We start from the raw sequence: 24,479 nt of genomic DNA on the forward strand, positions 1-24,479 counted from the left end.
TTGTTTGAAAGAAGAACTTTAAAAGCTTTATTTTCACCCGATAAAATACCCATAAAACAAGAGGAAGCTCAAATGAGCTTCCTCTTGTGAAAAATTGTGGGACAGCAATGGGGGAATTCCTCCCTTTTTTAAAGAGAGGTTAGGAGGGATTTTTAACGCTGCTTCCGCTTCCGATATTCCACTGGCGTTTCATTGGTCCAGCGTTTAAAGGCACGATAGAAGGTACTTGGCTCGGAAAAACCGGTCAGATAGACAATCCGCTCGACGCTCTCATTGGTACTCGCCAGCAAACGCTTGGCCAGACGACAGCGATAATCCGAGAGAATCTGCTGAAAGCTGGTATGTGCCTCACTCAGTTGTGTTCTCAAACGGCGTGGCGTGATGTTCAGCTGGGCTGCCACAGTTTCTAGCGTGGTTTCGCCACTCTCCAAAGTAGAGCCGATTGCACGACGTACTTCACCGACCAGATCATATCTTGCCAGTTCCTGTAGCTTTTCAATGGCCAGTTGCTCATGCAGCTGCAACAGCTCAGGTTCAGCCTGCCACAGCGGATATTCCAGGATAGTCGGATCGAAATACAAACGAGTTTCTTTCTGACCTAGACTGACCGGACACTCATAAACCCGGAAGTATTCATCATCAGGTGCCCCTTTATAAAAATTAAAATCGATATAAATCGGCTCAAAACGCCCTTCGGTAATAAATTTAAAGAAACGCAGTACACCTGACATAGCACATTCAGTAAAATGACGATTGACCAGACTCTCAGCAAAAGGCTGTTCACCATTGGTTAAATAGCAGCGATCATCTTCAATCACTAATTTGGCAGCAAAGGCATCGCTGATCAGTCGCTGATAAGCCAAAGCACGTTTCAGTCCCTCACCAAAATTTTCAGATGAAACAAACAGGTGTTCAATGACCTGACCACGATAAAGTGGCAGGTGCTCACCCAGATGCAATCCAATGTCTGGGTCCTTGCTGACTTCCTCTGCCGCCACCCAAAAGGCATATTGGGCACTCAGCGGGGTACGGTCATTGGCTTCCACCTGATTTAAAGCCACTCCTGCTTTGGTCAAAAGTTCTTCTGTTGGCAACCCCGCACGACGAATCGCCTGATAGCCTAAACGCAATACGACTGATGCATCCGTTAGCTGACTCACTCAAAAGCCTTCCTTGTATGTACTTCATTTATACTTAAAAAGATTAATTTTAGATTAACTGTGATTGACCAAACTGACAACAGAAACAGGTGTCTTTTTAGTTAAAAAAATTATCGTGACAGTTCGCCTATTTTACTGGCAGATGATCAGTCTAACGCCCGTTTCGTCTTGTATTTTGCAAAAAAATTGACTATAATTTGCGCCTTTCCAATTTATTCATTCAGGTAGGCTATGGCCAATAAAGAGGAACTCATCGAGTTCGAAGGCGTTGTCACCGAGACGCTTCCTAATACTATGTTCCGTGTACGTTTAGAGAACGGTCACGAAGTGATTGCCCACATCTCTGGTAAAATGCGTAAACACTATATCCGTATTTTAACTGGCGACAGTGTGAAGGTTGAAATGACACCTTATGATTTGACTAAAGGTCGTATCACATATCGTGCACGCTAAGTTTTAGCGCAAGCAAAAGCCACTTTTAGTGGCTTTTTTATTACTTGAATTATTTATCAATCAATAAAATAATTTGACACAGCCTTATAAATTCACGACTATTCATTGAATTAAAAATAACATGTATAAAAACAATGAATATGAAATGCTTATCCCTACTTTCCAGCTTGTTTCTCGTTGCCTGCGCCACGGGCGGCAATCAGTATCTGCATCAGTCTCTACAACCTTATGTGGGTCAAACTGCCGCACAGGTTCGTAGCCAGCTTGATCTTCGTGCCATTGGATTCAAGACCTCCCAGCAACCGATTCAAACCACAGAATTTCTCAGCTACACTATTTTTCGGGATATGAATATTCCAATGGGAACGCCGAATATTAGTCAGAGCATTCCGATCGGCGCACCAATGCCGATGCCCTCAAATGGTGGTTATAACATTGAGATGAAATGCCAAATCTGGTTTGACTTGAAAGATGAAATTGTTCAGGCGATTCGCTTTACCGGTAGAGCTTGCTGAGCTGTACTCATCGAGTTCAAAGCCTGTATCGGATTAAATCAGGGATCAACCTCACCACGCTAAACTTCTACCGTGTATCAAATCACAACAGTATTTTTGCATGGAATGCGCTTACACTCATTTTATTTGGTGTGAGGACAGCTCATGAAGTTCACACTGATTTTAGTATGCTGTACAGCATTCAGTTTGCTTAATGCATGCAGCACCACCTCATCAACAACTGCGCAGCGTGATGCCTATTTACAACAGTTCATTGGGCAGAGCAGCCAACTGATCGATCAAACTCTGGATCTAAAACGTTTAGGTTACCAGCAGATCAGTGAGCCTGAACGCAGCGCAAAACAATTAAGCTATGTGGTACAACGCCCCATTACCATTCCTTTGCCTGTAGCGCAGTTTCCTGCCACAGGGACAGGCACTGTACCGATTCCAGTGTCAGTAAGCCCTGCCGGCGGCTATGACGTCAAATTGCAATGTAAAATCACCTTCTTACTCAAAGATAATATTGCCACCGCGGTACGCACCACAGGCCGAACCTGTTAAGGGGTTTAAGCTTTGAAATTTCTATTATAAAAAAACGCAGCTCAAGGCTGCGTTTTTTTGAATCAAAACAGGCTTAGTTCAATGCAGCAACGACTGCTTGACCCATTTCAACCGTACCGACTTTTTGCATGCCTTCAGACATGATATCTGCCGTACGCAAGCCTTGATCCAAGACCTGACCTACTGCATCTTCAATCGCTTTAGCAGCCGCTTCTTCACGGAAGGTATAACGCAACATCATCGCCACCGAAAGAATCGTCGCTAATGGATTTGCCAGGTTTTGACCGGCGATATCTGGTGCAGAACCATGACAAGGCTCATACATGCCCTTGCCATTTTCATCCAGAGATGCCGATGGCAACATGCCGATTGAACCGGTCAACATCGCAGCTTCATCAGACAGGATATCACCGAACAGATTCGAGGTGACAATCACGTCAAACTGCTTTGGCGCACGCACCAGCTGCATCGCAGCATTGTCGACATACATGTGCGATAAATTAATTTCAGGATATTCGGCATCTTTCAGCGCAGTCACTGTCTGTTTCCACAGCTCAGTTACTTCAAGCACGTTAGCTTTATCCACTGAACACACTTTACCACCGCGCAAGTTGGCCATTTCAAAAGCGACTTTGGCGATACGCTTGATTTCAGACTCTGAATAAACGTCGGTGTTGTAGCCTTGCTTCTCACCATTTTCCAGTTCACGGATACCACGTGGCTGACCGAAGTAAATACCACCCGTTAATTCACGCACAATCAGAATATCCAGACCCGCCACGATTTCAGGTTTTAAGCTTGAAGCATCAGCCAGTTGCGGATAAAGAATCGCTGGGCGCAAGTTAGCAAACAGGTTCAGTTCGCTACGCAATTTCAATAAACCACGTTCTGGACGGATTGAACGCTCAATCGTATCCCATTTTGGACCACCCACGGCACCGAGTAGAATCGCATCGGCTTTTTTGGCCTGTTCAGAAGTCACTTCAGGATACGGTGAACCATGAGCATCAATGGCTGCACCACCGAGTAAGCCCTGTTCCCATGTCAAATCAAGATTAAATTTTTCATTTACGCGTGTGAGTACTTGCTCTGCGGCTTTTACAATTTCAGGGCCGATGCCGTCACCAGCTAAAATCAAAATTTGTTTAGACATGAGATTTTCCGTTTAAAACGTCAGATTCAGACCTGACAGAGGTTAAATTTTCTTTTCTACAAACTCTGCAATCCCGGTGACTGCATTATAGGGTTTGCAAAAACGACGAATGGTTTTTTGCTCTTGTACCAGATCTACGCAAAGCGGATCCGGCGCCGAAGAATTTAATAAACTGCTGCTACGCGCACTACGGTCACGAAACATTTTTAAGCTATAGCGGTTATTGGCCTGAAAACGATGGAATACATGTAAAGTTTCCGCTTTATCCTTACTGATCGGATAAAAACGCACGACCAGTTCATGCTGTCCTGCCGGCACAGATAAATAAATCGAATTGGCCTGATTTAAATTTTTGGCCTGCAAGCGCACCAGTTTCTGCTTCAGCGCCTCATCACTGATGCGGCCATTGTCGGCGTTGACAATAATGGTCTGATTGAAGCGTTCGAACTGACAATCTGGCGTCCCTGTACAGTAGATCAGGGCATTGCTTTTGCTCTCAGTATTTTCTTTGGCATGTTTGAGTTTCATCGTGTCGATGCTTTGACATGCAGTCAACAGCACCGATACTGAACTTAAAGCAAGCCACTGTTTCCAATAATTCGCCATAATGTCTGTCTTACCCAATCAAAAAACTCAATAATCTTCCGATATTAGCAAGGGCATCGCAGTGATGCCATGACAATTTTTACTGATTTATCCATGAATTTCGGCAAATACCCAAGGACGCGATTGTTTGGTTTTTTCTTCATAGGCACGAATATCATCCGCCACCTGCAAAGTTAAGCCAATATCATCCAGACCATTTAACAGGCAATGCTTGCGAAATGGATCAACTTCAAACTTAAAGCTTTCACCTGCAGGGGTGCGAACTTCTTGTGCCTGCAAGTCAATGGTTAATTGATAACCTTCATCTGCCGCACATTCCTTAAATAACTGCTCAACAATATCTTCAGCCAAAATCACGGGCAACATACCGTTTTTAAAACAGTTATTAAAGAAAATATCGGCAAAGCTTGGCGCAATAACAGTACGGAAACCGTATTCACTCAAAGCCCACGGCGCATGTTCACGGCTAGAACCACATCCAAAGTTGGCACGTGAAATTAAAATAGACGCACCCTGATAACGTGGCTGGTTCAAGACAAAGTCCGGATTGATCGGACGAACTGAATTGTCCTGACCTGGATAACCTTCATCCAAGTAACGCAATTCATCAAATAAATTGTCACCGAAACCGGTACGTTTGATCGATTTCAAAAACTGTTTTGGAATAATTAAATCGGTATCGACATTGGCACGGTCTAAAGGTGCAACGATACCTTGTTCAACGGTATAAGCTTTCATATTTATTTCCCAATGAATCCGTAACCTCTCCCTAGCCCTCACTTGCGCTTCGTTTTAAAGCAGTGCTTAAAACTCACTCAGGAGAGGGAACCCCTTCTCTTGCGCCATTTGGCTCATGGAGAAGGTCAGGATGAGGGCTTAAACTAGAATGAACGAACATCAACAAAGTGACCGGCTATCGCAGCAGCAGCTGCCATGGCTGGACTCACCAGATGGGTACGACCGCCATTGCCCTGACGACCTTCAAAGTTACGGTTCGAGGTCGAGGCACAATGCTCGCCCGGCTGTAATTTGTCGGCATTCATGGCCAAGCACATTGAACAGCCTGGTTCACGCCATTCGAAGCCCGCTTCGACAAATACCTTGTCCAAGCCTTCCGCTTCTGCCTGAGCTTTGACCAGACCAGAACCTGGAACTACCATCGCCTGTTTAATTGAGGCGGCAACTTTACGACCTTTGATCACTTCGGCTGCAGCACGAATATCTTCAATACGCGAATTGGTACATGAACCGATAAATACGCGATCCAGCTGAATCTCAGCCAAGGCCTGACCGGCATTTAAGCCCATATATTGATAAGCACGGTTCCAGTCATTGCGTTGTACCTCGTCTTTGGCTTGTTCCAAAGTCGGTACTGCCTGAGACACTGGAATAACCATCTCAGGAGAGGTCCCCCAAGACACTTGCGGCTCGATCTCTTCACCTTGCAACACGACTACTGTATCAAAATGTGCATCTTCATCCGAATGTAAGGTATTCCAATATGTAACCGCTTGATCCCACTGTTCTGCAGTCGGCGCATAAGGACGGCCTTTAACATATTCAATAGTCTTGTCATCGACAGCGACCATACCCACGCGTGCACCGGCTTCAATCGCCATATTACACACGGTCATACGACCTTCGATTGACATGTCACGGAACACCTGCCCACCAAATTCAATCGCGTGGCCTGTACCACCTGCGGTACCAATCTTGCCAATAATCGCCAAGACTACATCTTTTGGTGTCACACCTTGACCTAATTTGCCGTCAACGCGCACTAACATGTTTCTCATCTTCTTTTGAACCAGACATTGGGTCGCCAATACATGTTCAACTTCTGATGTACCGATACCGTGCGCCAAGCAGCCAAAAGCACCATGGGTTGCTGTATGCGAATCACCACAGACCACAGTCATGCCCGGCAAGGTCAAGCCTTGCTCCGGCCCGACCACATGCGCGATGCCCTGACGGATATCATTAATATCAAATTCAACAATATTAAAGGTCTTGCAGTTATCATCCAAAGTTTGTACCTGGATGCGCGAGGTTTCATCTTCAATTCCGGCAACACCCTGTTCACGCTCTTTTTTCGAGGTCGGTACGTTATGATCCGGTGTGGCAATATTCGCGCTTAAACGCCATGGCTTGCGCCCGGCCAATTGCAAACCTTCAAAGGCCTGTGGAGAAGTCACTTCATGTAATAAGTGACGATCGATGTACAGTAAGGCAGAACCATCATCACGTTGCGTTACTAAATGGTCGTCCCACAATTTATCATATAATGTTTTTGCTGTTTGGGTTGCGCCTGCCATGTCGATGTACTCCACTGGACTGGGTAAATTCTTTCTCTGATTTTGATTATATCGCTGCAATCACATAAATCTAATTTATCATTTTTATCAGTTAAAAAACTTTTTGGAATCTTTTAAAAGCTGAATCAAATCATGCTTTAGTTTTATTTTTATAAATCTAGTTTTCCGATTAATTTATAAAAAATATTCGTTTTTACAAATTAAATGAGAATTATTATTATTTCTTCATCGGCAGAGATGATGATTTTGAGGAACTTCGACATGGCACATATTCAACGCTTTGTAGACAACAACCAACGCATGTTCAAAAAGACCTTCAGCTACTACATTATGCACATTACTGTGGCGATGATTGTGGGATACTTGGTAACCGGCAGTTTGACGATGGCCATTGCCTTAAGTTTATTAGAGCCAACGGTACAAGCAGTGGCTTTCTTCTTTCATGAAAAAATCTGGGAGGGTAATAATCAACAGCAGAATGAGGACATTACCGTCTAAGAATCTTCTGTCGAGGTTCCTGATGAAAGACTGCCTGCATAGGTGGTCTTTTTTAGTTTTTAAAATGCCAAAGCTTTGAAAATATATAGTAATTCAACACTGCAACATCAATGAGCTAATTTTACTTTGATTTATTCTTAAAATATAACAATAATAGATTTACACATAAAAATTCTTTATAGGTGATTAAGATGAATCTCGCAGCCTTTGAAGCCTTCGTGAAAGTCATGGAAACCGGTTCGATTTCTCTGGCCGCAGATCAGCTCTTCATTACCCAGCCTGCTGTTACCAAACGTATTCATAGTCTCGAAGAATACTTTGGGGTCAAGCTGTTTGAATCTGCCGGACGTGGCGTACAGGCCACCCATGCGGCGCACTCCCTGTTGCCTAAAGTGAAAAACTGGCTGAATGAACTCGGGGATATTCATTATACTTTGAGCCATGAACAGGGTCAGGTACAGGGCAAACTGAAAATTGGTACCAGTCATCATATTGGCCTGCATCATCTGCCGAGTCATTTGCGCCGTTATGTCCAGGAATATCCGGACGTGACCCTGGATGTGCATTTTGTTGATTCCGAGCAAGCACATGAACAGGTGATTGCCGGCGATCTGGAGCTAGCATTTTTAACCTTGCCGCCCCGTGGTGATGCGCGTCTAAATTACGTGACTATCTGGAATGATCCTCTGGTCTTTGTGGTGGCACCGTTTCATCCGCTGACGCAGCAAAAAAATCTGTGTCTGGAAGATTTGCTCGACTACCCGAGTCTATTGCCCTCATCACAGACCTATACCTCGCAGATCACCTTGGCTGAGTTTGAAAAACAGGGTATTAAACCGAAAGTCAGCATGAGTAACAATCCGCTGGAATCGATCCGGATGCTGGTATCGATTGGCTTAGGCTGGTCTGTGCTGCCAAAGACTCTGGTCAATCATGACTTGCACCAGCTGGATATCAATCTGGAAATGAATCGTCGCTTGGGCATGGTCTGGCATCCTGGTCGAACACAGTCCAAAGCAGCACAGGCTTTAGTTCAGCTCATGCAAGGCGCCTCCCTGTCTATTTAAGCTGTTTCTGAACATGCTGTATCCAAAACGGTGCAGCATTTTGTTACTTAAATACACCCCATCTGGCGATATCTTTCGAGTATTTTTAAGACAATTCCATTTCTTTGCAATGCAAAGGAATGCTTAAAATTATTCGATGGAGCCTGACGGATGCAGCTCGATTCTCCCCTAAAATCCCACTCTCAAGATAAAACCAATACAAGCAGCCTATGGCTTTCGGCCAAACCGATGCTGCTGCCCACGCCGGCACTTGATTTTGCCGATGAACAGACTGCCCGACACGGCCTGCGCGAATATTTCCTGAATACCTTTGACACCTATGAGCAACTGTTTGAATGTCTCAAGCATGAAGATGCTTTTTTCATCAAGCCCATTACTTTACGTCATCCGCTAATTTTTTATTTTGCGCATACCGCCACTTTTTTTGTCAATAAACTGCTGCTCAGCAAGCTAATTAGCGAACGCCTGAATCCGCATTTTGAAAGTATCTTCGCGATTGGTGTGGACGAGATGAGTTGGGACGATCTGGATGAAGTGCACTATGACTGGCCTACCGTGCAGGAAGTCCGTGATTATAGGCATCAAGTGCGTGCCCTGATCCTGAACATCCTTGAACATGCTCCGCTGACTCTGCCCTTAAACTGGCAAAACCCCTGGTGGACCATCATCATGGGCATTGAGCATGAACGGATTCATCTGGAAACCTCTTCTGTGCTGATCCGCCAGCATGCTTTGGAACATGTACGCCAGCATCCGCAATGGCGTGCCAATATTATTACCGGCATGGCTCCGGATAACCACTTGCTGGAGGTACCTGACGGCAAGGTGCTTTTGCAGAAAGATTTTAACCATCCATTTTATGGCTGGGACAACGAATACGGCCTGCATCAAGCCGAGGTTGCAGCTTTTGCAGCCTCCAAATATCTGGTATCGAATCAGGAATTTCTGGCCTTTGTCGAAGCTGATGGCTATCAGACCGAACACTACTGGAGTGAAGAAGGTCTAGGCTGGCTGCAATTTTCACAAGCTGCTCATCCCTGTTTCTGGCGCAAAACTGAATTAGGCTGGTCACTGCGATTGATGCTAGAAGAAGTGCCGATGCCTTGGGACTGGCCGGTAGAAGTGAATTATCATGAAGCCAAGGCCTTTTGTCAGTGGAAATCCCAACTGCTGGGAAAAACCATTCGCTTGCCGACTGAAGATGAATGGTATCGCCTGTATGCCGTTTCAGACCTGGATCCAGATTTACAAAGTCCTGAACAGGCCAATATCGAGTTGAAATACGGCACCAGCTCCTGTCCGGTGGATCATTTCAAGCAGGGTGATTTTTACGATATTCAAGGCAATGTCTGGCAGTGGACTGAAACCCCGATCTATCCATTTCAGGGTTTTCAGGTGCATCCATTTTATGATGATTTCAGTACACCGACCTTTGACGGTCGCCATAACCTGATGAAAGGTGGCTCCTGGATTTCGGCGGGCAATGAAGCTTTATATAGTTCCCGCTACGCCTTCAGACGGCATTTCTTTCAGCACGCTGGTTTTCGCTACGTCGCTTCTGATCAAGCATTGCAACATTTCCCTTCGCATTATGAAAGCGACCAGCTGGTCTCCCAATATCTGGAATTCCAGTATGGTATCGAATATTTTGGTATCGCTAATTTTGCCAAAACACTGGTCGATCTGGCACAACCCTATTTTCAGCAAACGCCGTGCCATCGTGCCTTAGATATTGGCTGTGCTACCGGCCGCGCCAGCTTTGAACTGGCACGCTCTTTTGATCAGGTAACCGGTCTGGACTTCTCAGCACGCTTTATCCAACAGGCAGTTTATTTGGCCCAAGGCCACAGGGTACGTTATCAACTGCCACTAGAAGGTGAATTAAGCGAAGAAAAAAGCTGTTCACTTGAAGATGTCGCTTTGGATCAGCTTGCATCTAAAACGGAATTTTTTCAGGCTGATGCCTGCAACCTGAAAGCACATTTTAGTGGCTATGATTTTATTCTGGCAGCGAATCTGATTGACCGGTTGCATCATCCGAAAGACTTTTTATTGCAGATTCATAAACGTATCAATATAGGTGGAATTTTAATGCTGAGTTCGCCTTATACCTGGCTAGAAGAACATACGGCGCGTAGCGAATGGCTGGGCGGTTTTCAGCAGGATGGGGAAAAGATCACGACTTTGGCTGGTATAAGCAATATCTTAACCCAGCACTTTGAATTGGTGGCCGAACCCCAAGATGTGCCTTTTGTGATTCGAGAAACAGCCAGAAAGTATCAACATACCCTGTCACAAGTCACGATCTGGAAACGGGTTCGCTAAAGGTAAGGTGATGGCCTAAAAAAAGCCAATCATACGATTGGCTTTTTAATCATCCTTCACTGGTTGAATTTTCATGTAAGGATTCATTGAGTTGATCTACCACAATCGCCCATTCGCCATCAGAGGCTATTTTCTCGCTTAAAAATTGACGTTGTGCCTCTGACCAATACGGCGCATCCAGTAAAGTCAGATCTTTATGTAATTGATGCTCGTGAATAAATGTTTCAATACCTTCTGCACTGGCATCCAAGCCAAGCTGTTGGAACAGATGTGTCATACGCGGTCGAACGTGAGTCATATCTCATACCTCAGAATCTACTATTGTTATCATGTCCTGTTTTTCGAGCATAGCATGTCTGATTCAGCTGGACTGTGAAAAAACATTAATATTCAAATGAGGCAAATAAAAAGCACAACCGAAGTTGTGCTAAATAAATCACATGAATAAAGCTGGACTCGTTAGATCGACCAGTCCTGTATTTCCCAGCCCTGTTCTTGGGCTAGAGTTTCCAAGCGATCATCCGGATTAACTGCAATGGCATGATCCGCATATTCCAGCAAGAAACGGTCATTAATAGAATCTGAATAGGCCCAAGACTCGGTTACGTCACGGCCTTCCAGCCATTGTTCCAGACGCACCAGCTTGCCTTGTTGATAGCATGCGGTATTGATGACTTTACCAGTATATTTCCCATCAATGACTTCAGCATTGGTGGCAATAATTTCAGTAATTCCGAATTCACGAAAAATGGGTGCGGTAATAAAGTCTGAAGTCGCGGTAATCCCCACTAAGGCATGCCCTGCTTCACGGTGGCGCTCAATGGCTTTAAAACCTTCAGGACGCATTTGTGGACGAATGACTTTTTGCATGAACAGTTGATGTAATTCAGTCAAATAATCATTGTCATGTTTGGTCAGAAACTGGAACACAAATTCATTATAGGCATAGGGATCTAACTGGCCTTTTTTATAATCGTCATAGAACTTGTCGTTCATGGCGCGATGCTGAACTGGATCGACCAGGCCCTCACTGACCAAAAACTCCCCCCAGGAATGATCCGAATCCGTGTTTAACAAGGTGTGATCGAGATCAAATAGCGCCAATTTCATGAAAATACTCGTTAAAACTGAAATTTAAGAAAAAAATTGTAAATCTATCTCCGCTAGTCGATAGAAATTCGTTAAGATCATAGCAATTTTAACATTTTTAAACTTTGCTTTTTTCGAGTTGGATAACGAAATAATGCTCCCCGATGGCAAAGGCATAAATTAAACAATTTTTAGGTAGCCAAATGATCGACTCTGAAGGTTTCCGACCGAATGTCGGGATCATTTTGGCAAACGATGCTGGACAGGTTTTATGGGCAAAACGCATTGGTCATAATGCATGGCAATTTCCACAAGGCGGGATCCAATATGGAGAAACCCCTGAGCAGGCACTCTATCGTGAGCTGAGAGAAGAAGTTGGCTTATTGCCCGAACACGTCCAGATAGTCGCGCAAACCAAAGGCTGGTTGCGCTATCGTTTGCCGCATCGATACATTCGTACGGACTCTGATCCGGTCTGTATCGGTCAAAAACAAAAGTGGTTTTTACTCAAACTCACGGCCCCCGTTCAGCATATTCAGTTGAATCTGTCTGATCCGCCCGAATTTGATCAATGGCAATGGGTCAGTTACTGGTACCCACTCGGTCAAGTCGTGAATTTCAAACGTGATGTTTACCGCAAAGCCCTGGTGGAGTTGTGTCAGCAACTGCCCCAGCAAAAACCTTAAAAAATCGCATAAATAATGCAGATTTTTTACGCGGCTATTGTTATAAATAAACTTAATCACTGAAATTCTGAATAGACGGAGCAGACCTTATGTCGAATATGCAACTGGACACCTTGAGACGTATTGTTCAGGAGATCAATGCGTCCACCAGTTTGCATGAATCGCTCGACATCATGGTCAAACATGTGGCCGAGGCCATGCAGGTTGATGTCTGCTCGATCTATCTCCTCGACGAACGCAATCAGCGTTATCTGCTCATGGCGTCTAAAGGCCTGAATGCAGAATCTGTCGGCCATGTGTCTTTGCAGACCGGTGAGGGTCTGGTGGGCCTGGTTGGACAACGTGAAGAAATTGTCAATCTGGACAATGCCCCTAAACATGAGCGCTTCCTGTTTTTACCTGAAACCGGTGAGGAAATTTATAACTCCTTCCTCGGTGTGCCGGTGATGTACCGCCGTAAGGTCATGGGTGTACTGGTGGTTCAGAATAAAGAATCACAGGACTTTTCTGAAGCTGCTGAATCCTTTCTGGTCACACTCTGCGCGCAGCTTTCTGGCGTCATCGCCCATGCCCATGCCGTTGGCAATATCGATGTATTCCGTAAGCCGAGCAACCTGCCCGCCTATAAAACCTTTCAGGGAGTTTCTGGCTCCGGTGGCATTGCCTTAGGTCGTGCAGTGATTCTCTATCCGCCAGCAGATCTTGCCGCAGTCCCTGATCGTGAAGCGGATGACATCAGCGAAGAACTGGAGCTCTTAGATAACGCCCTGAATTCAGTCCGCGAAGAAATTCAGTCGCTAGATGACAAAATGCAGGATGCGTTGATGGCCGAGGAACGCGCACTATTTAGCGTGTTCTTGCGTATGCTGGATGAAAATGCCCTGCCTTCAGAAATCAAGGCCTTTATTCGTGAAGGTCACTGGGCACAAGGCGCCGTGCGAATTGTCATTGACAATCATGTGGCACAATTTTCCCAGATGGAAGATGATTATTTACGTGAGCGAGTGGCGGACTTAAAAGATCTGGGTCGCCGCATTCTGGCACGTTTACAGGAAGCCGATGCCAGTCACCGTGAATTGACCGATGAAAGTATTCTGATTGGTGAGGAAATATCGACGGCTGCACTGGTTGAACTGCCCGTGGATAAAATTGCCGCGATTGTCACTACCGAAGGCGCCATGAACTCGCATATGGTGATCGTGGCGCGTGCCCTTGGCATTCCCACCGTAGTCGGTGTAACCGAACTGCCAATCAATACCCTCGATGATGTGGAGATGATTGTCGATGCGCATCAGGGTCGGGTCTTTATTAATCCGCCACGTCGCCTGCGCAGTCGCTATAAAGAAATTCAAAAAGAAGAAGAACAGATTGCCAAAGATCTGCGTCAATACGAAACCAAAGATGCGATTACCCCGGATGGCGTGGCGGTCAAACTCTACGTCAACACCGGCCTGATGATTGATGTGGTGCGTGGCGTACAGCGCGGTGCCAAAGGTGTCGGTTTATACCGTTCTGAAATTCCGTTTATGTTGCGTGACCGCTTCCCGGGCGAGGAAGAACAGCGTGCGATTTATCGTCAGCAGCTCAGTCATTTTGCCAACAAACCGGTAGTGATGCGAACGCTGGACATTGGTGCAGACAAAGACCTGCCGTATTTCTCGATTGAAGAAGAAAATTCGGCACTCGGCTGGCGTGGCATTCGTTTTACCCTGGATCATCCGGAAATTTTTTCTTCACAGATTCGCGCCATGCTCAAAGCCAGTATCGGACTGAATAACCTGCATATTCTGCTGCCGATGGTGACCAGTGTCAGCGAGGTCGAGGAAGCGCTCTATCTGCTGGAACGTGACCATGCGGCGATTCAAGAAGAAGAACAGGTCAAGGTAAATAAACCAAAACTCGGCATCATGGTGGAAGTGCCGAGTGTGCTTCATCAGATTGATGAATTTTCCGAACTGGTGGATTTCTTCTCGGTCGGCTCCAACGATCTGACCCAATATCTGTTGGCTGTGGATCGCAATAATCCACGGGTAGCCAATGTCTATTCACATTTACACCCTGCAGTACTGCGTGCCCTGACCCGTCTGGTGCAGGACTGTCATCGTAATGAAAAACCGGTCAGTATCTGCGGTGAAATGGCGGGCGATCCGCTGTCTGCAGTTTTGCTCATGGCCATGGGCTTTAATACCCTGTCGATGAGTTCCAGTAATATTTTGCGGGTACGTAAAACCATTTGTCATGTTCCGATGAGTGATGCACAGGATTTGCTGCAACATGTGTTAAAAATGGACAATCCGCTCATGGTAAAAAGCTGGTTAGAATATTATTTCAGAACCCATGGTTTAGGGGATATGGTGAAATCTGCATCACGTATGGTGAGTGCCTAATACGGGACTTTTTCCAGTCCCTCGACAGTGGTAGAGGTGGTTATGGAATTTCTGGTCATCCTGTTCATGATTGTTGCGGTGTTCTATGTGGTCATTCTTGCACCGGCCTTGGCTGCCCGCAAAGAAGCTCATAATTCCGGTTCATCTTATATACGCCCCGCCAGCAATCGAGCAATGAGCTATGCCGATCGGCCTAAAATGACTCCATTATTGGGCATTGAAATTTCGGCATCGCAACGGCGGCGTTTAGGCAGAGATGACCCCTCCGTCATTGCTGCCAGACTCTATCACCAACAAAAAGATCAATTTGCCAGTTTTCAGCAGGCCAGACCACAGCCTCATTCCCCTCACCACAAAGCACCAGTGCAAAGCAAACTCAATAAATTCTTTAATGACTTAATCGCGGATGAATCGACAACATCATCCCGGTATCCAAATCAATATTCGCAAACTCGTAACAACCGGCCTGTCGCCCCGCTCTCTCCAGTTAAAACTAATCCTAAGCAGCCCCCACGTCGTCCCCAGCCACCTTACAGACCTTAAGCGGCCATTAAAAAAGGGCGATCTTCCATGGAATATCGCCCTTGTCTGTGCTTGTTGTAGCCACGTTTTGAATTTTTCTTTCGATCTACAAAAACCTGGCTTTTGTTGACTTCATGCATGTGTTTTGCCACAAAATTGTGGATCACTACCTGCTCGGCTGTTTTTTTCTTGGCCATCTTGCTCTCTATATAATTTGGAGGAAGGAGTGAGATAATTATAGGGCCGACTGACTAATTTTCAAGCATATTTGCCAATGCTTTTTCAAAAATAAAGCCCATTTAGCCAGGATTTTCTATATGCAAAAATGGGAGTTATAGCCAGGAAACACCCTTATTTCATTCATTATTTTTATGGGTTTCTTCAGCCCAACAAAACTCGATTAAAAAAACGTTTAAAATAAATCAGTTATAAAATTTATTTTAAACAATACTATTCACTTATTATTTTTATCCTTTGATAAAAACATATTATCGACTTAGATATTGTTATTTTCGTTTAATCCCATTCATTATTCGAGTTATTCAAAATATATAGAATTTGATATTGTCACAGAGTGGAAAACCCGTTACTTTTTAAGAGTAACCATTTAATTTTCAACATTTTAAACTTTATTAAATTTAAAAATATTTTTTGAGTGAGCTCACTCAATTATACCCTGAATTCCGTTTTGTGCTGTAACACCCTTTATTTAAAGATATTGTAAATATAGCGAAACCTGATCTGATTAGCATATATCTCAATATTTTATGAATACTAGGTAAACGACATAAGATATTCAAAACTTGGAGAGGAAAGATGAGCCAAGATTTTAAAAAATGCCCTGTCACCCACCTGACCACTGAAGCTGGTGCCCCTGTGGTCGACAACCAGAACAGTATGACGGCAGGGGCGCGTGGACCTTTACTTGCCCAGGATTTATGGCTGAATGAAAAACTGGCCAACTTTGTCCGCGAAGTGATTCCAGAGCGTCGTATGCATGCCAAAGGTTCAGGTGCTTTTGGTACCTTTACCGTGACCAATGATATTACCCAATATAGCCGCGCTAAAATTTTCTCTGAAGTCGGCAAAAAAACCGAAATGTTTGCGCGTTTCTCAACGGTGGCAGGTGAACGTGGCGCAGCCGATGCAGAACGTGATATTCGCGGTTTTGCCTTAAAATTCTATACTGAAGAAGGCAACTGGGATCTGGTCGGCAACAATACTCCGGTATTTTTCCTGCGGGATGCCCGCAAGTTCCCTGACCTGAATAAAGCAGTCAAACGTGACCCGAAAACCAACAAGCGCAGCGCCACCAATAACTGGGATTTCTGGACACTGTTGCCTGAAGCTTTGCATCAAGTGACCATTGTCATGTCCGACCGCGGGATTCCGACCGGTTACCGTCATATGCATGGTTTTGGCAGTCACACCTTCAGTTTTATCAATGCCAAAAATGAACGCTTCTGGGTAAAATTCCATATGCGTACCCAGCAAGGCATCCAGAACCTGACCGATGCTGAAGCTGCAGACTTGATCGCCAAAGACCGTGAAAGCAGCCAGACCGACCTGTTTGATGCCATCGAACGTGGTGACTATCCAAAATGGAAAATGTACGTTCAGATCATGCCGGAACTGGAAGCCGAAACAGTGCCTTATCATCCATTTGACCTGACCAAAGTCTGGCCAAAGGGCGATTATCCACTGATTGAAGTCGGTGAATTCGAACTGAACCGCAATCCGGAAAACTATTTCCAGGATGTAGAACAGGCAGCCTTTGCACCAAGTAATCTTGTACCGGGCATCAGCTACTCACCGGACCGTATGTTACAGGCACGTTTAGTGAACTATGCCGACGCAGCGCGTTACCGTGTAGGAGTAAATCATTCACAGGTTCCGGTCAATGCTGCACGTTGTCCTGTACATTCGAACCGCCGTGATGGTCAAGGCCGCATGGATGGCAACTATGGTTCATTGCCACATTACGAGCCGAACAGTTTCAGCCAGTGGCAGGAACAACCGGAATTCAGAGAACCGCCACTGAAAATCACCGGTGATGCCGATTTCTGGGATTTCCGTGAAGATGACAATGATTACTTCAGCCAACCCCGTGCCCTGTTCAACCTGATGAATGACCAGCAGAAACAGGCTCTGTTTAATAACACGGCCGGAGCGATGGGGGATGCACTAGATTTCATCAAATACCGTCACATCCGCAACTGTTATCACTGTGATCCAGCCTACGGCGAAGGCGTAGCACAAGCACTCGGCATGACCGTAGCAGATGCCCAAGCAGCACGTGAAACCGATCCAGCCAAAGGTTTGCCTAGCTTTCTCTAAGCCAGTTTAGACACGTATAAAAACCACCTTCGGGTGGTTTTTTATTGCAGCATCAAGCACTATAGAAGCAAGTCAGCACAAAAAGAAATACAACAATGCATGCGAATATTGAAGACATCATTCAACAACACGACATCGTTTTATTTGATGCTGTTTGCGTGATCTGCAATGGCTGGGCACGGTTTCTGATTCAATACGATAAGAAGATACAGTTTAAACTGGTTTCCGCCCAATCGCCTTTAGGTACGGCACTGCTCGAACATTATCAGATGCCAACCGAACATTACACCACGATGCTCGTCATTCAAGATGGCACACTCTATACGGAATCGACTGCATTACTGAAGGCGCTGCAGCATCTTGGTTTTCCCTTTAATTTAATGAGCGCAGGTTATTTTGTTCCACGTTTTATCCGAGATTTTCTGTATCGTGTGGTCGCTTTAAATCGTTACAAGCTATTTGGTAAAACCGAGTATTGCCTGATTCCATCCAGCGAAAATAAACGCCATTTTCTGGAAGAAGCTGTCCGTGAATCCTAAACCTGTATTCCTACAATCACTGCGTACTATCCAGCTGACTTTGGTCATACTATGGCTCTATCAGGGACTCATTCCAAAAATTCTGTTCCAATCACCCGCTGAAATTAGCATTTGGCAAAATATGGGTTTTGAGCTGGCACTGGCCAAAGTCTTGGTTGGACTTTCCGGAGGATGTGAAATGCTATTTGGCTTATGCTTTCTGAAATGGAACCGGTCCATACTCTTGCATAGGTTGAATATTATCGGACTTGCTGGATTACTACTGCTGATTGCATTCACAGCCCCGTTGCAACTTACTGCAGCATTCAATCCTGTGGTAATGAATACCGCCATGCTGATGCTTTCTGTAGTGGCCATTCAACTCATCCAAGAGGAACAACAGGAAGTACTTAAACAATAATCCGTTTGCCTTCCCGTATGCAGTAAAACGGATTAATCAATTTGGAAGAATGCTTGATGATCTCATGCAACTCATGTTCCGGTGCATCCCGGTCTTCATCTGTGAGCTGAAAAGTACGGTAATGAATCGCCAGTGAACATTTGGCCTGCAAGTCATGATGGGCATGAAAGGCATCTTCCGGATTCATATGGATCGCGCGCATCAGTTCACGCGGTTCATACGCTCCTATCGGGAGTAAGGCAATTCGCGGTGCACCCAGACGTTTACGAATTTCTTTAAAATGTGAGGCGTAGCCACTATCTCCGGCAAAAAAACAATGTTCCTTGCCATGTAATAAAGAAAATCCTCCCCAAAGTGCACAGTTCTGATCGCGCATGCCGCGCCCTGAGGCATGTTGAGCCGGCGTATAGACAATCCGGATCTCTTCAAAAAAGGCACTTTCCCACCAGTCCATTTCATGCACGGTATAATGTTCTGGCAAATACCAGGCATTACCCAGACCGGTATAAATAGGCATCTCAAAAGTGTTGTACAGCCATTCCAGACTGGCCAGATCCATATGATCATAATGGTTATGGCTAAGTAGTACAGCATCAATCTGGGGTAACTCATCCAGAGCAATGCCAGCCGGAATGACCCGCTGCGGCCCTGTGGAAGCCGATGGACTGGCATATTCAGCCCAAACCGGATCAGTCAGGAAGTTATAGGGGCCGATCTGAATTAATGTGGTGGCGTGACCAATAAACCAGACTTGCCAGTCATCCAGAGCTGCATCTGGACGCTGCTGTGGCAATGCGCGCGGACGAGAAAAAAACTCGGCACGCTCTTCGTCAAGATTGACATTCCAGGTCTTGGATTTTCGGGTAATGAGCCATTTGTATAAATCAAAGCGACCGCGCGATAGAGAAGCATGCTCAAGATTACGAAACTGTTTTCCGTCGAAATGATCTGAATGCAGATACTCAAACACTGGCTTAGACCAGAGATGTTTCCAACTGGATTCCGTGATTAACTGGAATTTTTTAGTTTTGAGAAGATCTTGCATAAACATCCACTATTTATTATTCGCTATATGCAAGACAACAACCTCTTGAAATGGTCAAGCGGTGCATCTTTTAATGAGCATACAAACTAAAAACAGGCACACTACAACATAGTATGAAATCCGTCACAGAAAATCATGTATGTTTTTGTTATTTTTAGCAAAAAAATGGCATTTCATCGACCTTATGGCTGGCTGAAGCCTTGGATTATCTAGAAAAATATCGCTCGCGCCCTTCTGTCTAAAAATACAAAATGATACTCAATATTTATAAGCCCATGCTGACAAAAGCATGTCTGCCCATTGATGATTTTATGATGAAATTCGCCATACCTCAGTATCATCACATCAATTGTGCGAGAAAGGCAAGTTGAGATCAAAATACCAACCTCAAGCGTTTTTTAGATCTTTATACACGACCTTGAGTTCGTTCCAGCCATACGGCCTTGGTTTGGGGTTTCACAAATAAAGCAATAATTTCCGGGTGCAGCTGTTTAATCTGCGCTTCGATCCGGTTGACACAGGCTTCAATTTCATCAGAAGTTAAATCATCTTTAAATTCCAGACTCAATGATGCAATGACTTGCTGAGCACCCATCTGCTCAGTCAATACCCCATTAGCACTAAAAACTGCCGCATCCTGTTGAGCAATGTTCAATACATCTTCACGCAGTTTTGGATCTGCCGTTTCACCCAGTAACAAACCTTTGGTTTCACGTGCCAGAAACCAGGCAGAAACCGCCAGAACAATACCAATTAAAATCGATGCGGCACCGTCCAATTCAGGAATATTCAGTTGATGCGCCAGAAAGATACCGACCAGAGCAATCACCAAGCCGACCAGGGCGGCAGTATCTTCAAATAACACGGTAAAGGTCGTTGGATCTTTACTGTGTCGAAAGGCTTCAAAATATCCCAGATTTCCCTTTTGTTTACGAAAGGTTTTTAAAGCCACTGACCATGAAAATCCTTCAAAAAGAATCGCCAGACCCAGCACAATATAATTGATCAATGGATCCTGCATGACTTCAGGCTGAAGAATATGCTGTATCCCTTGATAGATGGACACAATCGCACCTAGGGCAAAAACCATCAGTGCCACAATAAAGGCCCAAAAATACAGTTCACGCCCATAACCAAAAGGATGTTTGGCATTTGCCGGTTTTTCTGATTTTTTCATGCCATATAACAGTAAAATTTCATTCAAGGTATCTACTACGGAATGAATTGCCTCACTGAACATGGCAGAACTATTGGTTATATAGGACGCAACAAATTTCACCAGCGCAATCGCCAGATTACCAAACAGGGCTGCATAAACTACGATTTTATTGGATTCAGACATCCTGACACTGTCCTAAATAAGCTTGTGCAAGCTTGAATGATTTATGTATCAAAATCTTAATCATTTATTTTTGAAAGTTGTTTTACAAATTGTTGCTTAGTCGTGATCTCTCACGTTGTTGAATCACTTTACTCTCCACTAAAATAATAAAAGGGCTTTCGCCCTTTTGGTTTTTACAGTTTTAATGCTTGGAAAAATACTGCTCGCGCCACTCTTTCCAGAAATACATGATGATCCCGAACATCACCACAGCAATTCCCGCAAAAGCATGACTGCTGATAATTTCATGATTTAAGGTTGCTCCCAATACCAGAGCGATCACCGGCGTCATCACATTACTCAATGAAACGGTCGAAGCATTTAGACGGCGAATCAGCCAGAAATAACACAGCATTGCCACAATCGAAGACATGATCATGGTAAATACAAAACCGATCATTGCCTGTGTGCTAGGCAACTGAGTCGGCATATGTTGCCAGATAAACGGCACTAAAATGACTGAACCAGCCGCGGAGACCAGCAATGACCCCGTCGCTTGCGACATCGGACTCAAGGGTGCACTAATCTGTTTAACCCAGAAGATTGAGCTGATATAAGACACCATACTGATCAGCATCAGTACCACACCCCAAGGATTAATCTTGCTGTCTGCCGAGTCGGCAAAAACAAAACATAAACCGGCGACGGCCACTGCCATGCCGAGCCATTGCAGCCAGATCAGTTTATGGGTTTTTAAAATCACATGACCGATTAAACCGGCGATCAGCGGTGAAAAACCAAAAATTAGCGCCATCAAACCTGAGGTCAGATAATTGGCCGCCAGATAAATAAACAGCTGCGCACCGATTAAATTCAAACTGCCTGCCAGATAACTTTTCATTGAAGTGCGGTCAAAAGGCAGCGGGTCGCGCATGATCTTCAGCAGGAACAACGCAATAATCGAGGCACCAAAATAGCGAATGATCAGCACCCACATCGGGTGAATCTCGGCCACGCTCCAGACAATCGCCAGTGGCGTTGCCGCCCAGATCAGCACCAATAAAGCGTAAATACTTGCCGTGACCGGCAATGAAGATGAAGAACTCATAAGTCTCCTAAACGAGGCCAAGAAGTTCTGGATCAGCAACTTCAAAAATAGCGTATAGCGAATTCATGCTGAGATGAAGTTTTAATTTTTGATAAATTCATCAAGTTTCGTGCATAAAAAACAGACCTATGCAAAACATAGGTCTGTCCCAAGATATCTCAATACGACTTAAGCAATTTTGCGTAAGTCTTGCGCGATATCTAAATGTTTTTCAACATCAAACGCCGTATTTTTGCTGATCATTTTTTTCAAATGACGCATTTCTTTGGCTGCATTCACGGTAATCCCGCCAACGATCTGACCATCAGTCACACCGTACATCACGAATGAATTGTCTGCACCTTTGGCTGCATCCATTTCACCACGGATATGCCATTCAGCTGCGGCCATATCGCCGACAAACTGGAAGTTGATATTCAGCTGATCCGTCCAGAACCAGGCCGGATTGGCTTTCGGATGTTCCACACCCATCACGTGACGCGCGAAGATGCCTGCCTGAAGGTTGGCATTTTCCCAGGTTTCCACACGGCGGTGATTGCCACAGTCACGTAACTGGGTCGCAACATCGCCCGCTGCATAAATATCAGCATTCGAGGTTTGGCAGTGTTCATTCACTTTGATCGCAACATCAACATCCAGACCTACATCTAGCGCAAGCTGTGCATTTGGCACGATTCCGATTCCGTAAACTACAGCATCAGCACGCAGTTCTTCACCGCCTTCCAGCGTTACCACGACTTCTTCACCATCTAAACGGCAATCTGTAATCTTGGTTTCAAGACGCACATCGACCTGGTTTTGACGATGCTGCTCTAGCAGGAATTCGCTCAGGATTTGTGGTGAACAACGACCCATAACCATCGGACCCATTTCGATCACAGTCACCTGACAGTCTTTGTAACGTGCAGATGATGCCAACTCAAGACCAATCACGCCACCACCGATCAGGATGATACGGCGACCGGCTTGAAGTACAGGCACCAGTGCCTGTGAATCTTCCAAGTTACGCAGGGTATAGACGTGTTTGCCCAAAGCATCGAAATTAGGCAAACGGCGCGCGGCACCACCTGTTGCAAGCAAGAGCTTGTCGTAAGCAACAACATCACCGTTCAGGAGTTCAACCGTTTTCGCTTCGGCATTAATTTTCGCTACGCCATTGCCGCGAATCGTTTCTACGCCTAAATCTGCCAGTTTCTGTTCCGACAGGATTTCGATCTTGGTTTCTTCAGGTTTTAGAATCACATCTTTAGACAACGGTGGACGCTCATAAGGAAGATGGCTTTCATCACCAATTAAGGTAATTTTGCCTTCATACTTGTTGCCACGAAGTTCTAAAATTGCGCTCGCACCTGCCTGGCCAGCACCCACGATCACGATGTTGTTTACGTTGCTCATTTTCTTAACCTTTTAACTCTGCAGATACGATACCGAAGCCGGCAATCCATTCGCTGATGTCTTCATAGCAATGTGTGGTCATTTCATACTCACCCATTTCGCTTAAGGCAGCGAAGGCAGCCATCCAAGAACGGACTTCCTGACCACCACGACCACCATCATGGCGGATTTCAGCTTCAGTCATCGCTTCTAATGTTGCAAAATCAGCATGCTTGAAGGTTTCTAGCAGGGCAATATCCCATTCAGCATTCAAAGGCACGGCAACTGACGTATCCCCTGCTGCCAGCTTTTGACCCACTGCAATAATCTTGGATTGACGTGCATGACGTGCTTCAGGTGTTGGATAACGGCCTGCAATCAGGAACTCTTCTACTTCTGGTGGTACTGCACCCATTTGTGGTGTAGGTGGATCATGTGACAGACCACCGGTACCTAAAACAAGCACACGCTCATTTTCAAGATTTAAAGATTTGATGTATTGACCCACAGCACGGCCCAAAGCGATGGTACGCTTGGTGGTTGGCATCGGTGCAGCAGCGCCATTAATAAAAATTGGAATCGTTGGGTAACGATCAAGTTTACCTTCACACAGGAAATGTAAGGGCTGAGTCACGCCATGGTCAGCCTGCATACGGTATGAGTAGGCAACATCTACGCCTTCATCCAGTACACGTCGAACCAGATCTAATGCCTTGTCTTCAGGTACATCAATATGGTCATTGTCCTTGCCATAATCCCAGTCACCTGCGGCTTTGGCACGAATACCCACGCAGAAACTTGGCATCAGGTCATAGAAGAAACCATTAAAATGGTCAGGACCAAAAGTGATGATCAGGGTTGGGTCGTAAGCTTTTACTTCAGCAGAGAGTTTTTCAAAAGCAGCATGAACTTTTTGCTCTTTTGATTGATCTTGAGGCGAAGCAAATTCCATTAAAGGACTGTGCGATGCACAAATAAGTTTAACGGCCATGAGAGACTCCTAGAAGGAAAGCAGCCCTGAGAGAAGAGGCTGCCG

Annotated in this window: 25 protein-coding genes; 12 read left to right on the top strand and 13 right to left on the bottom strand. The window is 45.2% G+C overall.

Going from position 1 to position 24,479, the window contains the following annotated elements:
• Window positions 1-152: 152 nt before the first annotated feature.
• Window positions 153-1,160 carry an AraC family transcriptional regulator gene (locus WFH18_RS10095; protein ID WP_005107962.1) on the bottom strand — a complete coding sequence of 336 codons (1,008 nt, stop codon included), beginning with the start codon at window positions 1,158-1,160 and terminating at the stop codon, window positions 153-155.
• A gap of 231 nt (window positions 1,161-1,391) precedes the next feature.
• Here WFH18_RS10095 and infA point away from each other — a divergent pair, with 231 nt between their 5' ends.
• From infA to WFH18_RS10110, 3 genes are all read left to right on the top strand, one after another.
• A complete protein-coding gene (gene infA / locus WFH18_RS10100) occupies window positions 1,392-1,613 on the top strand; it encodes a translation initiation factor IF-1 (protein WP_001284370.1) in 222 nt (73 codons plus the stop codon).
• A 134-nt stretch (window positions 1,614-1,747) separates the two neighbouring features.
• The gene (locus tag WFH18_RS10105; protein WP_336754802.1) at window positions 1,748-2,128 is read left to right on the top strand and encodes a hypothetical protein; all 381 of its coding nucleotides are present in this window, start codon (window positions 1,748-1,750) and stop codon (window positions 2,126-2,128) included.
• A gap of 144 nt (window positions 2,129-2,272) precedes the next feature.
• Window positions 2,273-2,671: a hypothetical protein gene (locus WFH18_RS10110; RefSeq protein ID WP_004278492.1), complete on the top strand. Its 399-nt coding sequence runs from the start codon at window positions 2,273-2,275 to the stop codon at window positions 2,669-2,671.
• A 73-nt stretch (window positions 2,672-2,744) separates the two neighbouring features.
• Here WFH18_RS10110 and leuB read toward each other — a convergent pair whose 3' ends face one another.
• The 4 genes from leuB to leuC form a co-directional block, all read right to left on the bottom strand.
• A complete protein-coding gene (leuB, locus tag WFH18_RS10115) occupies window positions 2,745-3,824 on the bottom strand; it encodes a 3-isopropylmalate dehydrogenase (protein WP_004278493.1) in 1,080 nt (359 codons plus the stop codon).
• 42 nt (window positions 3,825-3,866) lie between these two features.
• The gene (locus WFH18_RS10120; protein WP_004647383.1) at window positions 3,867-4,430 is read right to left on the bottom strand and encodes a hypothetical protein; all 564 of its coding nucleotides are present in this window, start codon (window positions 4,428-4,430) and stop codon (window positions 3,867-3,869) included.
• An 87-nt stretch (window positions 4,431-4,517) separates the two neighbouring features.
• Window positions 4,518-5,168, bottom strand: coding sequence for a 3-isopropylmalate dehydratase small subunit (leuD, locus tag WFH18_RS10125; RefSeq protein WP_004647382.1), 651 nt, complete (start codon window positions 5,166-5,168; stop codon window positions 4,518-4,520).
• A 143-nt stretch (window positions 5,169-5,311) separates the two neighbouring features.
• The gene (leuC, locus tag WFH18_RS10130) at window positions 5,312-6,745 is read right to left on the bottom strand and encodes a 3-isopropylmalate dehydratase large subunit (protein WP_004647381.1); all 1,434 of its coding nucleotides are present in this window, start codon (window positions 6,743-6,745) and stop codon (window positions 5,312-5,314) included.
• Window positions 6,746-7,006: 261 nt separating this feature from the next.
• Here leuC and WFH18_RS10135 point away from each other — a divergent pair, with 261 nt between their 5' ends.
• The 3 genes from WFH18_RS10135 (at window position 7,007) to ovoA (ending at window position 10,635) form a co-directional block, all read left to right on the top strand.
• Window positions 7,007-7,243 carry a DUF2061 domain-containing protein gene (locus tag WFH18_RS10135; protein WP_004278497.1) on the top strand — a complete coding sequence of 79 codons (237 nt, stop codon included), beginning with the start codon at window positions 7,007-7,009 and terminating at the stop codon, window positions 7,241-7,243.
• 191 nt (window positions 7,244-7,434) lie between these two features.
• The gene (locus WFH18_RS10140) at window positions 7,435-8,310 is read left to right on the top strand and encodes a LysR family transcriptional regulator (RefSeq protein WP_004647380.1); all 876 of its coding nucleotides are present in this window, start codon (window positions 7,435-7,437) and stop codon (window positions 8,308-8,310) included.
• Window positions 8,311-8,460: 150 nt separating this feature from the next.
• Window positions 8,461-10,635 carry a 5-histidylcysteine sulfoxide synthase gene (gene ovoA, locus WFH18_RS10145; protein WP_148334737.1) on the top strand — a complete coding sequence of 725 codons (2,175 nt, stop codon included), beginning with the start codon at window positions 8,461-8,463 and terminating at the stop codon, window positions 10,633-10,635.
• 49 nt (window positions 10,636-10,684) lie between these two features.
• On the opposite strand, the gene WFH18_RS10150 is transcribed toward ovoA, so the two are convergent.
• Both WFH18_RS10150 and WFH18_RS10155 read right to left on the bottom strand, forming a co-directional pair.
• Complete coding sequence (locus WFH18_RS10150) at window positions 10,685-10,933, bottom strand: DUF2789 family protein (RefSeq protein WP_004278500.1); 249 nt, start codon at window positions 10,931-10,933, stop codon at window positions 10,685-10,687.
• Window positions 10,934-11,094: 161 nt separating this feature from the next.
• Window positions 11,095-11,745 carry an HAD family hydrolase gene (locus WFH18_RS10155; protein WP_005107974.1) on the bottom strand — a complete coding sequence of 217 codons (651 nt, stop codon included), beginning with the start codon at window positions 11,743-11,745 and terminating at the stop codon, window positions 11,095-11,097.
• Window positions 11,746-11,927: 182 nt separating this feature from the next.
• Between WFH18_RS10155 and WFH18_RS10160 the strand changes: the two genes are divergently transcribed.
• The 3 genes from WFH18_RS10160 to WFH18_RS10170 all read left to right on the top strand — a co-directional run bounded on the left by WFH18_RS10160 (window position 11,928) and on the right by WFH18_RS10170 (window position 15,340).
• Window positions 11,928-12,410 (top strand): RNA pyrophosphohydrolase, encoded by a 483-nt coding sequence (locus WFH18_RS10160; RefSeq protein WP_004278502.1) that lies wholly within the window; start codon window positions 11,928-11,930, stop codon window positions 12,408-12,410.
• An 89-nt stretch (window positions 12,411-12,499) separates the two neighbouring features.
• Window positions 12,500-14,797: a phosphoenolpyruvate--protein phosphotransferase gene (ptsP, locus tag WFH18_RS10165; protein ID WP_148334736.1), complete on the top strand. Its 2,298-nt coding sequence runs from the start codon at window positions 12,500-12,502 to the stop codon at window positions 14,795-14,797.
• Between the two features lie 42 nt (window positions 14,798-14,839).
• Window positions 14,840-15,340, top strand: coding sequence for a hypothetical protein (locus WFH18_RS10170; protein WP_005245903.1), 501 nt, complete (start codon window positions 14,840-14,842; stop codon window positions 15,338-15,340).
• On the opposite strand, the gene WFH18_RS10175 is transcribed toward WFH18_RS10170, so the two are convergent.
• Window positions 15,337-15,516, bottom strand: a complete 180-nt coding sequence (locus WFH18_RS10175) for a DUF7230 family protein (RefSeq protein ID WP_004278505.1) — start codon at window positions 15,514-15,516, stop codon at window positions 15,337-15,339. The genes WFH18_RS10170 and WFH18_RS10175 overlap by 4 nt on opposite strands.
• Window positions 15,517-16,135: 619 nt before the next feature.
• Here WFH18_RS10175 and WFH18_RS10180 point away from each other — a divergent pair.
• The 3 genes from WFH18_RS10180 (at window position 16,136) to WFH18_RS10190 (ending at window position 18,595) form a co-directional block, all read left to right on the top strand.
• A complete protein-coding gene (locus WFH18_RS10180) occupies window positions 16,136-17,656 on the top strand; it encodes a catalase (protein WP_148334735.1) in 1,521 nt (506 codons plus the stop codon).
• 95 nt (window positions 17,657-17,751) lie between these two features.
• Window positions 17,752-18,195, top strand: a complete 444-nt coding sequence (locus WFH18_RS10185) for a thiol-disulfide oxidoreductase DCC family protein (RefSeq protein ID WP_148334734.1) — start codon at window positions 17,752-17,754, stop codon at window positions 18,193-18,195.
• The gene (locus WFH18_RS10190) at window positions 18,185-18,595 is read left to right on the top strand and encodes a DoxX-like family protein (protein ID WP_148334733.1); all 411 of its coding nucleotides are present in this window, start codon (window positions 18,185-18,187) and stop codon (window positions 18,593-18,595) included. The genes WFH18_RS10185 and WFH18_RS10190 overlap by 11 nt, the downstream gene beginning before the upstream one ends.
• Here the strand turns inward: WFH18_RS10190 and WFH18_RS10195 are convergent.
• The 5 genes from WFH18_RS10195 to WFH18_RS10215 form a co-directional block, all read right to left on the bottom strand.
• Complete coding sequence (locus WFH18_RS10195; protein WP_005107984.1) at window positions 18,585-19,640, bottom strand: MBL fold metallo-hydrolase; 1,056 nt, start codon at window positions 19,638-19,640, stop codon at window positions 18,585-18,587. The two genes, WFH18_RS10190 and WFH18_RS10195, sit on opposite strands and share 11 nt — an antisense overlap.
• Before the next feature lie 406 nt (window positions 19,641-20,046).
• Window positions 20,047-20,982 (bottom strand): cation diffusion facilitator family transporter, encoded by a 936-nt coding sequence (locus WFH18_RS10200; RefSeq protein ID WP_005261714.1) that lies wholly within the window; start codon window positions 20,980-20,982, stop codon window positions 20,047-20,049.
• Window positions 20,983-21,163: 181 nt separating this feature from the next.
• On the bottom strand, window positions 21,164-22,069 hold the full coding sequence (locus WFH18_RS10205) for a DMT family transporter (RefSeq protein WP_148334732.1): 906 nt from the start codon (window positions 22,067-22,069) through the stop codon (window positions 21,164-21,166).
• Between the two features lie 168 nt (window positions 22,070-22,237).
• Window positions 22,238-23,464 carry a 3-phenylpropionate/cinnamic acid dioxygenase ferredoxin--NAD(+) reductase subunit gene (gene hcaD / locus WFH18_RS10210; RefSeq protein WP_005102991.1) on the bottom strand — a complete coding sequence of 409 codons (1,227 nt, stop codon included), beginning with the start codon at window positions 23,462-23,464 and terminating at the stop codon, window positions 22,238-22,240.
• Window positions 23,465-23,468: 4 nt separating this feature from the next.
• The gene (locus tag WFH18_RS10215; protein ID WP_148334731.1) at window positions 23,469-24,434 is read right to left on the bottom strand and encodes a 3-carboxyethylcatechol 2,3-dioxygenase; all 966 of its coding nucleotides are present in this window, start codon (window positions 24,432-24,434) and stop codon (window positions 23,469-23,471) included.
• Between the last annotated feature and the right edge of the window lie 45 nt (window positions 24,435-24,479).

It is taken from the genome of Acinetobacter sp. USHLN143 (assembly GCF_037145695.1).
GTDB lineage: Bacteria > Pseudomonadota > Gammaproteobacteria > Pseudomonadales > Moraxellaceae > Acinetobacter > Acinetobacter fasciculus.